General features: G+C 64.7%; 14 protein-coding genes. 6 read left to right on the top strand and 8 right to left on the bottom strand.

Going from position 1 to position 12,817, the window contains the following annotated elements; translation table 11 throughout:
• Positions 1-124: 124 nt before the first annotated feature.
• Complete coding sequence (locus tag QA642_RS20070; RefSeq protein ID WP_283086168.1) at positions 125-580, top strand: iron-sulfur cluster assembly scaffold protein; 456 nt, start codon at positions 125-127, stop codon at positions 578-580.
• Positions 581-697: 117 nt separating this feature from the next.
• On the opposite strand, the gene QA642_RS20065 is transcribed toward QA642_RS20070, so the two are convergent.
• On the bottom strand, positions 698-1,606 hold the full coding sequence (locus QA642_RS20065; protein WP_283086167.1) for a hypothetical protein: 909 nt from the start codon (positions 1,604-1,606) through the stop codon (positions 698-700).
• Positions 1,607-1,834: 228 nt separating this feature from the next.
• On the opposite strand from QA642_RS20065, the gene yidD reads away from it, so the two are divergent.
• Together yidD and QA642_RS20055 are read left to right on the top strand one after the other, a co-directional pair.
• Positions 1,835-2,173: a membrane protein insertion efficiency factor YidD gene (yidD, locus tag QA642_RS20060; protein ID WP_283086166.1), complete on the top strand. Its 339-nt coding sequence runs from the start codon at positions 1,835-1,837 to the stop codon at positions 2,171-2,173.
• A gap of 91 nt (positions 2,174-2,264) precedes the next feature.
• Positions 2,265-2,471, top strand: coding sequence for a hypothetical protein (locus QA642_RS20055; protein ID WP_283086165.1), 207 nt, complete (start codon positions 2,265-2,267; stop codon positions 2,469-2,471).
• Between the two features lies 1 nt (position 2,472).
• Here the strand turns inward: QA642_RS20055 and QA642_RS20050 are convergent, their stop codons facing one another.
• Genes QA642_RS20050 through QA642_RS20040 form a run of 3 tightly spaced genes read right to left on the bottom strand, consistent with a single transcriptional unit; the run spans position 2,473 to position 5,316 of the window.
• The gene (locus QA642_RS20050) at positions 2,473-3,429 is read right to left on the bottom strand and encodes a PDR/VanB family oxidoreductase (protein ID WP_283086164.1); all 957 of its coding nucleotides are present in this window, start codon (positions 3,427-3,429) and stop codon (positions 2,473-2,475) included.
• Positions 3,426-3,947, bottom strand: a complete 522-nt coding sequence (locus QA642_RS20045) for an MOSC domain-containing protein (protein WP_283086163.1) — start codon at positions 3,945-3,947, stop codon at positions 3,426-3,428. Before QA642_RS20045 ends, QA642_RS20050 begins: the two co-directional genes overlap by 4 nt.
• 55 nt (positions 3,948-4,002) lie before the next feature.
• Positions 4,003-5,316, bottom strand: coding sequence for an MFS transporter (locus tag QA642_RS20040; RefSeq protein WP_283086162.1), 1,314 nt, complete (start codon positions 5,314-5,316; stop codon positions 4,003-4,005).
• 356 nt (positions 5,317-5,672) lie between these two features.
• Here QA642_RS20040 and QA642_RS20035 point away from each other — a divergent pair, with 356 nt between their 5' ends.
• Positions 5,673-6,230: a cupin domain-containing protein gene (locus QA642_RS20035; protein ID WP_283086161.1), complete on the top strand. Its 558-nt coding sequence runs from the start codon at positions 5,673-5,675 to the stop codon at positions 6,228-6,230.
• 21 nt (positions 6,231-6,251) lie between these two features.
• Here the strand turns inward: QA642_RS20035 and QA642_RS20030 are convergent, their stop codons facing one another.
• Together QA642_RS20030 and QA642_RS20025 are read right to left on the bottom strand one after the other, a co-directional pair.
• Positions 6,252-7,463 carry a hypothetical protein gene (locus QA642_RS20030; protein WP_283086160.1) on the bottom strand — a complete coding sequence of 404 codons (1,212 nt, stop codon included), beginning with the start codon at positions 7,461-7,463 and terminating at the stop codon, positions 6,252-6,254.
• Positions 7,464-7,465: 2 nt separating this feature from the next.
• Positions 7,466-8,833: an amino acid permease gene (locus QA642_RS20025; RefSeq protein WP_283086159.1), complete on the bottom strand. Its 1,368-nt coding sequence runs from the start codon at positions 8,831-8,833 to the stop codon at positions 7,466-7,468.
• Positions 8,834-9,163: 330 nt separating this feature from the next.
• Here QA642_RS20025 and QA642_RS20020 point away from each other — a divergent pair, with 330 nt between their 5' ends.
• Positions 9,164-10,510, top strand: coding sequence for an alpha/beta hydrolase (locus tag QA642_RS20020; protein ID WP_283086158.1), 1,347 nt, complete (start codon positions 9,164-9,166; stop codon positions 10,508-10,510).
• Positions 10,511-10,739: 229 nt separating this feature from the next.
• A complete protein-coding gene (locus QA642_RS20015; protein WP_283086157.1) occupies positions 10,740-11,066 on the top strand; it encodes a GrlR family regulatory protein in 327 nt (108 codons plus the stop codon).
• Positions 11,067-11,083: 17 nt separating this feature from the next.
• Here the strand turns inward: QA642_RS20015 and QA642_RS20010 are convergent, their stop codons facing one another.
• Both QA642_RS20010 and QA642_RS20005 read right to left on the bottom strand, forming a co-directional pair.
• On the bottom strand, positions 11,084-11,461 hold the full coding sequence (locus QA642_RS20010) for a hypothetical protein (RefSeq protein ID WP_027560045.1): 378 nt from the start codon (positions 11,459-11,461) through the stop codon (positions 11,084-11,086).
• 92 nt (positions 11,462-11,553) lie between these two features.
• On the bottom strand, positions 11,554-12,723 hold the full coding sequence (locus QA642_RS20005; RefSeq protein ID WP_283086156.1) for an MFS transporter: 1,170 nt from the start codon (positions 12,721-12,723) through the stop codon (positions 11,554-11,556).
• Positions 12,724-12,817 lie beyond the last annotated feature (94 nt).

Here is a 12,817-nt window from a genome sequence, read left to right as displayed (position 1 = left end):
AGCGCAGACCTGGATCATCCCCACCGCACCGCTGGACTGTTTTTCCGCCAGTTCCGTCCCTATATAGGACCCTGGGCGGCGGCCGCCAAGGCCGATCCGGTAGGTAAGTGCTGGACTCCATCACATGCTGAACGACATCTATAACAAGCGGATCATCGAGCTGGCCGGGAATATTCCGCGCCTCGGGCGGTTGTCCGACGCCGATGCCACCGCCACCGCCCACTCCAAGCTGTGCGGCTCGACCGTGAAGGTCGATCTCAAGATGGAGGGCGACACCGTCACTGACTTCGCGCACGACGTGAAGGCCTGCGCGCTGGGCCAGGCCTCTTCATCCATCATGGCAAGTCACGTCGTCGGCTCTACTGCGAGCGAACTCCGTGCGTTACGCGAAACCGTTCGCAAGATGCTGAAGGAGAATGGCGCACCTCCTGAAGGCAAATGGGAAGAGATCAAGTTCCTCGAGCCGGTCCGCGACTACAAGGCGCGGCATGCCTCGACGCTGCTGACCTTCGACGCCGTGGTCGATGCCATCGGCCAGATCGAGGCGAAGGCCACGCAGCCGGCCGCGGCCCAGGGCTGATTCTTCCCCGTTATTCCGGGGCGTCGCAAGGCCACGAACCCGGTATCCAGAGATTGCCGATCGAGATTCCGGGTTCGCGCTACGCGCGCTCCGGAATGACCGCCGGGATTTAAGAGCTTACTTCTGCGCCGCCGCAGCCGGCGTGACCGCGCTGCCGGTCGGCACCAGGGCTTCCGCCGTCTTGGTCGACTTGGCGGCCTGCGGTGCCTGCTCCGGCTCCGCACCAAACCTCGCCTGCGTCTTCGGAGCCAGCTCCGCCATTGCCGGCGCCGTGACATCCACGTGCGGCAGCACGTCCGCCACGAGATCGGTCGTCACGAGATTGGTGAGCTTGAGCTCGCCTGCGTCGAGCTCGTGCAGATCTTCCCAGGGCGGCACGCTGAGCGCGAGCGAGAGCAGATCGCCAGCGCCGCCCATGTCGAAGGTGTATTTGGCGAGCCGGCCGATGTCGCGTTCCACGATCATCAGGTCCTGCGCGCTGTAGCTCGCCGCCTTGGCATCGTCGGCCCGGTCGCCCATCCAGATCTGGTGAACCCGGACATGGGCCGCATCGGGCACGTAGCGCTTCTTGCCGGCCAGCAGCAGGAACACGCACATGGATTCGCAATAGGCTTCAGGCGCGACCGCCGAACGGGCCGATGGACCGCCGCGGTTCTGAAGGCTGATCCCGACCGTGGTCAGAAGGCCGAGATTGCGGAAGCGCCGGCCGAGGGTGATCGCGTCGTTGACGGAGCCGCCGCTGGAATCGAGCACAACGGTGGCGCCGCCGAGCTGGCGTCCGCGCGCAAACTCCTCGAAATCCTTGGGGGTATCGGAAGTGATGATCCCCACCGCGCTGACCCAGCCACGGCAGTTGGGCTCGCAGGCGACCCAATTGAACTTCATCGGCAGCTTGCGCTCTTCAAGCGCGCTACCCGCCCGGGCGGACGATCCGAATGTTGCGATGGCACCCGCCATCGCGACCCCACAGACGGCGGTTCCCACCAGCAACCATCCGCGAACATTGAGCGACGTCAGAAGTTTCAAACTGGTCCCTTCCCCAAGCCCCAAAGCGATTCAGGCAAGCCCCGTTTTGCGTTCCATGAGTCTACACATGGACGTCATAAAAATGGTATCCGGGGGAATACAGATCGTCCATAGGTACTTGCTGCACTGCTCCCAAAAAGCACGGAAAATATGGCGTGCAAACAACAGCTTGTTGTTCCCTGCTCCGGAACCGTGCAACACCTCGCTCAACTTCGCGGCAAAGCGCACATGAAGCATTCAGCCTGTGAGCATTGTTCCAATCCCGTCGAGGGCGCACTCCGGCTCCCGCGCCGATTCGGCCGTGCGCTGATCTGGCTCTACCGCCACACTCTCTCGCCGCTGGTCGGCTACAATTGCCGACACCTGCCGACCTGCTCCGTCTACGGCGACGAAGCGATTGAGCGGTTCGGGCTCTGGGCCGGCGGCTGGATGACGCTGGCGCGCCTGCTCCGCTGCAATCCGTTCGGCACGTCGGGCATCGACAACGTGCCGCTGACGGCACCGCAGGGCGCGCGCTGGTATCTGCCCTGGCGCTACGGCCGCTGGCGCGGCGTCAACGCCCCATAAAGCGCAGCGCCCGCTTTGCGTATCGCTGCCCTGAGTGGAACCTCAGACTTCCCCTCGCGTTGTTGTGATGCTCCTACGGGAGGAAACAACAATGCGCTGGAAAATCAGCCATCACGTCAGGCCTGGTCCCAATCATGGTCCCGGCGGACAGCATCACGATCCCAGAACCCTCGACATGCTCGCCATCATTGCCCTGCTGGTGCTCGCAGCCGGCTCCGGCTGGTACCTGGCGACGAGTTTCGCCACGCCGCCAAGCTCCACGGCCTTCATCGTGCCGAGCCAGAGCGTGCACTGGTAGCTCAGAGATCCAGCACCAGCCGATCGGCCTCCGATCCGGCGACGCAAACCATGAGATAGCGCTCGCGCTCGTAAGGCGACAGGACGCGGTCGCGGTGCACGGGGCGCCCCTCGATCCAGCCGACCTTGCAGGCGCCGCAGATGCCACCGCAGCAGGAGGTGGCGACATCGACGCCGCCTTCCTGCAACGCGGCCAGCATGGTCTGGCCGGCGCGGACCTCGATCTCCATGCCGGAGCGCGCCAGCAACAGCGTAAAGGGCTTTGCATCCGGATCGATCACAGGGGGCGGCGCGACGAAGCGCTCGACATGAACGTTGGCCGCGGGCCACGCTGCCGTTAGCCGCTCGAAATCATCGGTCATGCCCTCCGGGCCGCAACAGGCGACCAGCGTGTCCGCCCCACCCTCTCCGACGAGCGCCGCGAGATCAGGACGCCCGGTCCGAGACGTTCGATGCACGACGACACGCCCCTCTTCGATCAGCGCGCCGAGATGCCCGGCCAACGGCACCTCGTCGCGCACGATCAGATGAAGCGTGAAGTCGGCCTGTCCGGTATGTTCGAGATGCCGTGCCATCGACAGGAACGGCGTCACGCCGATACCGCCGGAGACGAACACATAGCGCGCGATGCGCGCCTCGGGCTCCAGTCCGCCGCGCGGCAGCGAGACTCCGATGACGGCGCCAGGCCCGATCTCGTCGTGCAGGGCCCGCGAGCCGCCACGCCCGTCCGCTTCGCGCTTGACCGCGATGACATAGCGCGTGTTGTCGGCAGGCTCGTTGCACAATGAATAAGTGCGGACGAGTCCATTCGGCAGATGCAGATCGATATGCGCGCCAGGCTTGAACGGCGGCAGCTCCCAGCGGTCGGGATCGGTCAGCGTGAACAGTTTTATGCCCGCCCCCGCCTCCTCGATGCCGGTGACGACCGTCTTGACCGTCGTGATCGGACGCGCCTTCATGCCGCGTTCCGCACGGTATCGCCGACCCGGACGACGCCGCCTTGCAGGATCTTGCAGTTGAGGCCCGAGCGGTTGATCAGGGGATCGAAAATCGCCTTGCCGGTGATCTCCTCGATGTGCCGGCACGGCACCGACAGTCGCGTCGCCTCCAGCAAGGTCTCGCCCAGCCAGAAGCGGCGGCCGACCAGATGGTTCAACGGCACGCCCTCGACCGTGACGTTGCGCCGGTGTTCCTCCGGTCCGAGCTCGATGCCGGCGTCGCGCTTGAGCGCGACCAGCGTCTCCAGCTCGAACAGGGTGACCTGCCGGCCCTCTTCCGGCTTGTGCGAGTAAAATCCCTCTTCGTTGCCGATCATATAGCGATCCCCTTCAATGCCCCGGCCGGCGACGAGATTGATTTGCTCCACTGCGCGCATCGGCAGGAATGCACGCGGGGTGAAATGGAGGAAACGCACCACGCCGGTCCAGCCGAGCTGTGTTGCGTTCTGCGCCGAGCCGGCGCTGACGGTATCGAGCATGACAATTCCCCTTGGGTGAACGATGGCGCGCCGCCGGCAGCGGCGCGCCGCGGGATCAGGTCAGTTCCTTGTTCGCCATCTCCGGCGCGAAACTGGTTGCGGTCGCGGTGATGGCGGCGCAGGCAACGAGCAAGAGCGAGACCGGCCAGGTTGCGCCCCCGCTCCAGGCCATCAGAGACGCCGCAATCAGCGGCGTCAACCCGCCGCTCAGGGCCGCACCGACCTGGAAGCCGAGCGAGGCGCCGCTGTAGCGCAGCCGTGCGGAAAACAACTCGGAATACCAGGGCGCACCGATGCCGAACATGACCATTTGACCGAAGGTGATCGCGACCACGATGGTGCAGACGACGATGGCGGGATCGCGGGTGTCGAGCAACCAGAACAGCGGGAAGGCAAACAGCGCCGAGAACACGCAGCTCGCATAGAACATCGTCTTGCGGCCGACGAGGTCCGACAGCCAACCGAACAGCGGAATGGCAAACAGCGCAACCAGCGATGCGGCGAACGCACCGTTCAGGACCACCGCGCGCGGCAGCCCCAGATTGGCCGTCGCGTACGACATCACGAACACGCCGCCGATGCTGGCATAGGCGATCTCGGAGATCTTCAGACCGACTGCGGTGAAGAACGGCCTGCGGTGATGCCTGAAGATCTCGACCAGCGGCATGCTTGCGACTTCCTTCTTGGCCTGGACCTGACGGAAGGCGGCCGTCTCCTCCATGTTGAGACGGATGTAGAGGCCGACGCCGACCAGAAGGATCGAGATCAGGAACGGAATGCGCCAGCCGTAAGTCATGAAGTCGCTTTCCGGCAGGCTCGCCACCAGCGCGAACATGCCGATCGCGGCCAGATTGCCGATGGGATTGCCGACCTGCACCATGCTGCCGAGCAGTCCGCGACGATGTGTCGGACAATTTTCGACCACCATCAGCACGGCCCCGCCCCACTCGCCGCCGAGGCCGATGCCCTGGAGGAAACGCAGGCCGATCAGCAGCAGCGGCGCGGCGATGCCGATCTGCTGGTAGGTCGGCAGCAGGCCGATCAGGAAGGTGCCGATACCCATCACCATGATGGTGATCGCGAGCATCGCCTTGCGGCCGACCCGGTCGCCGTAATGGCCGAAGATCGCCGCTCCCAGCGGCCGCGCCAGAAAGCCGACCGCGTAGGTGCCGAAGGCGGCGATGGTGGCGAGCGTGGGATTGCCGGCGGCGAAGAAGACCTTGTTGAACACCAGCGCGGTCGCCGTGCCGTAGATGAGGAAGTCGTACCATTCGACCGCAGTGCCGATCACGCTCGACCACACGATCCGTCGCAAGCTCGCCGCCTCGTCCGGCGCTACGTTCAGGGTTACGTCGTCTGCTACGGTCATCGATCTCTCCAAAAGGTACCGGCGCCTGGGAAAAGCAGTTGGTTCGGTCCGTGGAGCCCATCGGCAGCCAGGACGGTAAAAATCGATCATGTTTACTGTTGGAAATCAACGCCACGGAACGCGGCAACTGCCGTCGATCGCGGCAAAGGGCATGAATTGCACCAATTTTCGGCTGATTTTTGCAATATACCAGCAAGCCTGCTCACATTATCCGCGGTCTTGCCCGAAATTTCCGCGCCATAGTTTTCCATTGGAATACGCTTGCAGGCAGCCGGACCGGCCGATCCTCGCCGTCGGGCTGGCAGTCGGGCGGCATCTGTTGCAAAAGAAGCCCCAGCAGTTCGGGAGATTCATGCGTGCTTGACGTCAGCAAAGCGACAGCGGTCGGGGCCAATATCCGCCAGGCGCGGATTGCCAAGGGCCTGACGCTGGACCAGCTTGCCAAGCAGAGCGATCTCACGCGCGGCTACATCTCCCTGGTCGAGCGCAACCTGAAGATCCCTTCCCTCGCCGCGCTGCTGCGGATGGCCGCTGCGCTCGAAGTCAATGTCGCGAACTTCTTCGATCCGAACGCCGAGCCCGCGCCGCGCTACACGCTGTTCCGCCGCGAAGGCGGCAACGTCCCGCTGTTTCAAGACACGTTTGGTGTCGTGCCGCTGGCGACCGGCCGCACCCGCAAGATGATGGAGCCGTTCCTGCTGAGCCCGCCGCACAAGGCGGCAACGCGCGCCTCGCATGCCGGCGAGGAGCTGCTGTTCGTCATCAACGGCAAGATCGCCATCAAGCTCGATGGCGAGGAGCTGACGCTCGGCAAGGGCGATTGCCTGTATTTTTCAGGCGAGACCCCGCACGAGGTCAGGAGCCTCGGCCGACAGAAAGCGGAAGTGCTGGTCGTCGTGGCCCAGGCGCCCTGACGCCTGATTTCAGCAAACAGCCTAGCGGAACCAGAAGAAACGCCCGGGCGGCGGGATCGGCTCGGGCGGACGCGGCCGCTTCGCGCGCGGTGGTCTCGGCGGCGGCTCGACGAACGAGGTGGTCTCCGCGGCCGGCAAGGTCTCGCTGCCCGGCACCTTCACCGACAGCAGGAGGTTCGATTCATTCGTGCGCCAGCGATAGCCGACGCCGAAGTCGATCGGCTGGGCCCGCGTGAACAACTCGGCGTAGCGCTCCTGGTAGCGGCCGGGAAATTCGTCGATCGGTCCGAGATAGCGGCCGAACGGGAAGAACCGCCATTGCCGCGCGCTGTAGTTCGCAAGCGGAATGCCGGAATCGTCCTGGATGATGGTCGCGCTGTTGGCCAGCAGCCAGTCGCGCGCGACGGTGAAATTACCGGAGTGCAGCAGATAGGACGCGCTCTTGAGCAGGCTGTTGCCGGGCCCGAGCGTCTCGCAGAACTTCAGGAAGCCCGCCGCCCGCGCGCTCGCGTTGGAGAGATCGGCGGAGAAATAATACAGCGTGCGCGCTTCCCCATCGGGGCCGGCAAAGGTGATGCGGACGCCGCGCGTCGCGTTCCGTCCCGGATTGTCGTTGCCGACGTGTATCCCGCCCTTGTCGTCGAGCGCGACCATCTCGACGTTGCGGATGGTCTTGCCGGAGCGCGCGAGGAAGACATAGAGGATCGGCAAGGTGCCGCTCACCTGGTTGGTGTGCAGGTCGACCTTCATATGCTTAGTGATGAAGAAGGAGAAGCTCAGGATCGAGCCGAGTGAGCGCTCGACATTGTAGAGGGCGGCACCGACCGAACCGCGCGGCAGCCGCGTCAAATCGGGCACGGCGCCGACCGGCTCCAGCGCGCCGAGCACATAGGTGCTCGCCTTGGAATAGAAGGCGTTGGCATAGAGAAAATCCGGGCCGCTGAACAAATAGAACATGGTCGGCCGGGGCGCGGCCAGATTGACGTCGGCCCAGCTCCGGATCTTCGAGAGCTGCCGCTGCTCGAGCTGGGCGAAGGCGCCGTCGAAGAATTTTGCGTGGCGTTGCCAGCCCGGGTCCCTCGTGAGCGGCACCAGCGGCGAATCCGCCGAAGGCTGCATGCCCGCAAGGAAGCGAGCGGTGTCGTCGAAGGTGACCTCGGCCGCACGCGCCGACGAGAAGGCCGCAGCCAGGAGGGCAAGAGCGACGGCCGCAAGTCTCATGGGTCGAAACATGTCTATTCGCGATTGTGTGACGTGCCAGCGGCGGCCGGCCGCCTGCGGAAAACAGCATAGATCAACAGGCCAGAGACCATGACGAGCATCCCGGCGAGCGACTGAATGGGCCGCTCGGTCAACAGGTAATACATCATGAACCCGGTCACGAGCAGGAAAACGAGCGGCGTGAACGGGTATCCCCAGGCGCGATAGGGCCGCGGCAGCTCGGGATTGGTGATGCGCAGCTTGATGACGCCGGCGACCGTGAAGAACGAGCAGAACAACAGCGCGAACTGGATGAAGTCGAGCACCGCCTCGAAGCTGCGCGTGAACAGCAAGAGGGTCGCGACCGCGAGCTGAAACAGGATGGCATAGGCCGGCGCACCGCTGACCGATCGCTTCGAGAACACGCGCAGCGCCGGAATGTCTTCCCCCATCGTCATCATCACCCGCGGGCCGATCCACATCATCGCGCTGATCGAGGAGATCAGGCCGACGCAGATCATGGCTCCGACGATGCGGCCGCCGAGATGGCCGAAGATGGCGCGGCCGGCGACGCTGGCAACGTCGAGCTGACCGGCGAGCGCACTGACCGGCGTCGAGTAGAGGAACACGGCGTTGAGCGCGACATACAGCACCAGCACGATCAGCGTGCCCGCGAGCAGCGCGCGCGGCAGACTCTGCTGCGGCGTGTTCATCTCGCCGATGATGTAGGTCGCGGCATTCCAGCCCGAGAACGAGTACATCACGAACACGAGCCCGATCGCGAAGGGGGCGCTGACGATATGCGCGAGATCGCCCGGCTGAGGCGTGAAGGCAATCTGCTGCGGCACGCCGATGATGAAGCCGGCAACGAGGAAGGCAACGATCAGCACGACCTTCAAAATGGTCGAGATCAGCTGGAAGGTCGAGGAGTGCCTGACGCCGGTCAGTTGCACGAGCGAGACCAGCCATACCACGCCGATGGCGAGCGGGATCGGCGGCAGATCGGGGATGACCGATTTGGCGTATTCGCCGAACGCCATCGCCGCCAGGGCGACGGGCGCCGCAAAGCCAACTGTCGCCGAGACCCAGCCGGCGAGAAAACCGAAGGCGGGATGATAGGCGCGGCCGAGGAAATTGTACTCGCCGCTCGAGCGCGGAAACATCGCCCCGAGCTCACTGTAGGAGAATACGCCGCACAGCGCGACGATGCCGCCGACGGTCCACAGCAGCAGGATCGAGAAGCCCGAAGGGATGTCCTTGACCTGGAAGCCGAGGCTCGTGAAGACGCCGACCCCGATCATGTCGGCAACGACGATGGCTGTTGCGACCAGAGCGGAGACCCCCGACCCGCTTCCGGTCAGCCGGCCAGTCCAGGGCGCAGTACCCGCATCTGATGCCGTCATCGGGGTCCTTAAGCCTCAGGCGTCGCGCCTCCTGGGAGGCAGCGCGCAGATTGGTCCAGTCAATTCAAGCAGGGTTAACAAGGGTTAAATGAGGCAAACAAAATAGGTAATTCGGCACCTCTTATGCGCGGTCCTGGGCGATAAACCCGTCTAAACACCGGGAAATCCAGCTTCCCTCCCCCACAATCAGGACACGATTGCATGGTCCTTTTGAGCGTTCCGGATGTGGGGAGTTTCTCCGGACGCTTAACGTCACCTAAACGCCGGTCGGCTCAATTGCCTTAAGCTTGCCGATTGACTTGACTTGAAGTGACTTGGGGTCATGGGTGGATGGTCGGGGCCGTTCCGAACGTGAGAGCTGACACGCGTGCCGATCGGACGAATTCCGGTCGGCACGGTCGTGCGCTCCGGATCGGCCTGGTCTCAGCTTTGGTGCCGCTCTTGCTCACGCTGGTTCAATGCGGCAGGGCCCCCAATCCGGCAGCGCTCGCGGCGAACTCGCAGGCCAATGTTCAGGTCAATCAGGTCGTCGCCAAGACCGGTCCGCAAGCCTCCAATCTGCAAGTTGCGAGCGGCGACACCTTCGAAGATCGCTTCCCTGCCCCGCAGTTCACGGAGCGCTTCCCCTCGGCGAGCGAGAGTTTTCTGCAACGGCAGATGTCGGACTTCTCGCCCAAGCGCGCGGTGCAGCAGCCGCCGCAGCCGGAGCGGGCTTCCTACAAGGTCGCCTCGCTCGAGCCTCAGGTCCCCTTCAAGCGCCCCGCGCGCGACGACCTGACGACGCTCGTCAGCATGAAGTCGTCGGCGTTCCCTTATTTCGGCAACAACCCCGCCTCCGATGCGCCGTTCCTCAACATCTCCAAGGGCGACCGCCGCGGCCACCGCAGCTATTCGGGGCGCGTCTACTGGCAGGATGAGACCTACAGCGACAGCCGCGTGCTGGTGCACGTGCCCGAGCATTTCGACGTGCGCAAGCCGGGCGTCATCGTGGTGTTCTTCCACGGCAATGGCGCAACGCTCGAGCGCGACGTCCGCGACCGGCAGCTGGTGCCGCAGCAGATCACCGATTCCGGTGCCAATGCCGTGCTGCTCGCTCCGCAGATGGCGGTCGATGCCGCCGATTCCAGCGCCGGCAAGTTCTGGCAGGCCGGCGGCCTCAAGCGCTTCATGGAGGAATCGGCGGGCCATCTCGCCCGCCTCACCGGCGATCCCGACAGCGCGCGGGCCTTCGCCAACATGCCGATCGTGATCGTCGGCTATAGCGGCGGCTTTCTGCCGACCGCCTGGAGCCTCGAGGTCGGCGGCATCAGCGACCGCGTTCGCGGCGTGGTGCTGCTCGATGCCGTCTATGGCGAGATGGACAAGTTCGCCTCCTGGATCGAGAGCCATCGCTCCGGCTTCTTCGTCAGCTCCTACACCCACTACACCGCACGGCGCGACCGCGAGCTGATGAGCATGCTCAGGCAGAAGGGCATCAGCGTCTCCGAGGACATGGACGGCCCCTTGCGTCCCGGCAGCGTGGTGTTCGTGGAGACCGGCGAGGGCATCACACATCGTGACTATGTGACGCGCGCCTGGACGCGCGATCCGCTCAAGGACGTGCTGGTGAAGATGTCGGCGACGCCGGCGCTCGCGCTCACGCGCGTGGCCTCCACCAATCCTGCACCGAGCCGCTAGCGCTTTCAAACAAAGCGGATACCGGTTCGCGTCAAGAAAACGACGTCAACATAGGAATTTGGAGATATTGCGCCAACCGGCATTTGGCTGCGCTGCCTGGAATTGTCTCAGGTGCTGATCAAAATGTGATGTTGATGGCCGAGATCCCCGGACGGCACCGGATTGTTTCCGCTGGCAACGACCATAATTTGCCGGCGAGATTGCGATGGGAATATTGCGAGGACGGGCCGTGCGTCAGGGATTGTACAAGGTCGATTTCCACACCGTTCACGGAACCGGCTGCGGCGTCGTCTATGTGATGGAGGGCAAGATGCGTGGCGGCAATTCCGCCTTCGCCTTCATCGGCACCTATACGGGCGAAGGCGACAGCATCAAGGTCAAGATCGCGACCCAGCGCTACAACGACGACCCGGCCTTCAAGCCGCTGTTCGGCATCGACCGGATCACCCTGACGCTCGCCGGCCGCGAAGACGGCAGCACGGCGGAGTTCGAAGGCACCGCGCTGCAAGTGCCGGGCGTTGCCTTCAGGGCCGTCTTGAGCCGCATCAGCGATTAGCCGTCCGGCTTGCGGACTCAGTTCTTGGGCAGCTTCGGAATGCTCTCGGCAAAACCGTTGAAGCAGGCCAGCCGCTCGTCCTCTTCCTTGAAGAAACGGCAATCGGCGTAGCCCTTGGCCTTCGCCGGCTTCGGCTTCGGCGCCGGCGGGATCACCGCGTCGTAGCAGTTGAGGCGGTCCTTGGTGCCATCGTCGATGTCGAGGCAGGCCTGGAGCCGCGCCGCGACCGATTGCGGCTTGCCCTTCGGCGCCGGCGCGGCCGTGGCGGCCGCCGTCTTGGTCCCTTTGGGCTTGACCTGCACCAGCGGCTTATCCCCCACCATGGGTGGCTTGTCGGTCTGCGCAAACGCGGAGGCTGAATAGAGCACCGCGGCAACCGCCAGAATCATCCTCATCTCAGTCAACTCTCTTTGGTCCCCATGACCGGCCTTCTAGCGCTCCGGCGCGCGGTTTGCCAAGCACCTTGCGCACAGGAAAACGCTGGAATTCAGGCCGCGGCGGCCGCCGCCGGCCGGGTCAGGACCACCAGGATCAGCGCCAGCACGACGAAACCGACAGCGACGAAGCCGAGCGCATGCAGCAGCTCGCGGGCGAACAGCAGTCCGCCGGTGGCGGAGCCGACCGCCTGGCCGATATAGAGGACGGAGGTGTTGAGCGCGACGGTCGCCGATGCCAGCGGTGGTGCAGCCGCGACCAGCCGCACCTGCTGCATCGAATTGGTCGAGGCAAAGCCGAGGCCCCAGATCGCCACCGCGACCGCCATCAGCACGAGGCTCCCCGCGCCGAGCGCCCAGCCCGTGATGCCCGCAAGCAGCAGGCAGGTGAACAGCAGCGAGGTTCGGTAAGGCCCCCAGGTGTCGACGATGCGGGTTGCAATCACGACGCCGAGGAAACCGCAGACGCCATAGATGGCGAACACCATGCCGATGGCATCGGGGCTTGCCTCGGTCAGCTTCTTCAGCAGCGGCCCCATGAAGGTGAACACCACGAACTGCCCAGACATTTGCAGCATGGTGATCGCAAGCAGCAGCAGGATCGCCTTGTTGCGGCCGACCGCACGCCAGGTCTTCAGGTCGACCGGCACGCCCTTCAAGCCGCCCGGCAGGCGCAGCAGCAACAGCACGAAGCTGACGCAGCCGAGCACGCCGATCCCGCCATAGGCCGCGCGCCAGCCATAGCGGCTGGCGATGAAGGTGATCAGCGGCAGGCCGACGGCGGCCGCGAGCGACCAGCCGAGAAAGATATAGGCGATGGTGCTGCCACGCCGCTCGACCGGCACGATGATCGCCGCGGTGCCGGCTGCCTGCGGCGTGTAGAGCGCGCCGACCGCGAGCATGACGAGACGGATCACCAGAAGGCTGACGTAGTCCGGCGCAAAGGCCGAGGCGAGATTGCCAAAGGCGAGCACGGCGAGCGTCGTGGTGAGCAGCGTCCGCCGCTCGATCCGGCTGGTCAGCCACGCCGTCAGCGGCGAGCCGATGCACAGCGTGATCGCGCCGAAGGTGATCAGGAGCCCGGCCGCATGGATGGTGACGTCGAGCCCACTCGCCAATTCCGGCAACATGCCCGCTGGCGCCAGCACCGAGCAGCCGGTGACGAGATTGCCGAGCATCAGGGCGGTCGGCGCAAAGCGCCGGGCGGCGGGGGCATTTTCCATGCAAACGCATGTAGAGCGCCGCAACGCGAAATGAAAGGGTCGGGACGCCTGATTGCGCCCCATCACCGGTCATTCACTTCAGCGGGGCCGGCTG

Origin of the sequence: Bradyrhizobium sp. CB2312 (assembly GCF_029714425.1) — a bacterium.
In the GTDB taxonomy this organism is placed as follows: Bacteria; Pseudomonadota; Alphaproteobacteria; order Rhizobiales; family Xanthobacteraceae; genus Bradyrhizobium.
The sequence above is the reverse complement of the archived record's forward strand: the minus strand, read 5'-3'. Positions and strand labels throughout refer to the sequence as shown.

What these genes read in the sequence shown, in the direction of transcription:
- QA642_RS20050 (WP_283086164.1), bottom strand. Translation starts at nt 3,429, where the DNA reads ATGAAGGCGCGTCCGATCACGACGGTCAAGACGGTCGTCACCGGCATC.
- QA642_RS20055 (WP_283086165.1), top strand. Translation starts at nt 2,265, where the DNA reads ATGCGCTGGAAAATCAGCCATCACGTCAGGCCTGGTCCCAATCATGGT.
- yidD (WP_283086166.1), top strand. Translation starts at nt 1,835, where the DNA reads ATGAAGCATTCAGCCTGTGAGCATTGTTCCAATCCCGTCGAGGGCGCA.
- QA642_RS20020 (WP_283086158.1), top strand. Translation starts at nt 9,164, where the DNA reads ATGGTCGGGGCCGTTCCGAACGTGAGAGCTGACACGCGTGCCGATCGG.
- QA642_RS20005 (WP_283086156.1), bottom strand. Translation starts at nt 12,723, where the DNA reads ATGGAAAATGCCCCCGCCGCCCGGCGCTTTGCGCCGACCGCCCTGATG.
- QA642_RS20030 (WP_283086160.1), bottom strand. Translation starts at nt 7,463, where the DNA reads ATGTTTCGACCCATGAGACTTGCGGCCGTCGCTCTTGCCCTCCTGGCT.
- QA642_RS20070 (WP_283086168.1), top strand. Translation starts at nt 125, where the DNA reads ATGCTGAACGACATCTATAACAAGCGGATCATCGAGCTGGCCGGGAAT.
- QA642_RS20025 (WP_283086159.1), bottom strand. Translation starts at nt 8,833, where the DNA reads ATGACGGCATCAGATGCGGGTACTGCGCCCTGGACTGGCCGGCTGACC.
- QA642_RS20010 (WP_027560045.1), bottom strand. Translation starts at nt 11,461, where the DNA reads ATGAGGATGATTCTGGCGGTTGCCGCGGTGCTCTATTCAGCCTCCGCG.
- QA642_RS20040 (WP_283086162.1), bottom strand. Translation starts at nt 5,316, where the DNA reads ATGACCGTAGCAGACGACGTAACCCTGAACGTAGCGCCGGACGAGGCG.
- QA642_RS20045 (WP_283086163.1), bottom strand. Translation starts at nt 3,947, where the DNA reads ATGCTCGATACCGTCAGCGCCGGCTCGGCGCAGAACGCAACACAGCTC.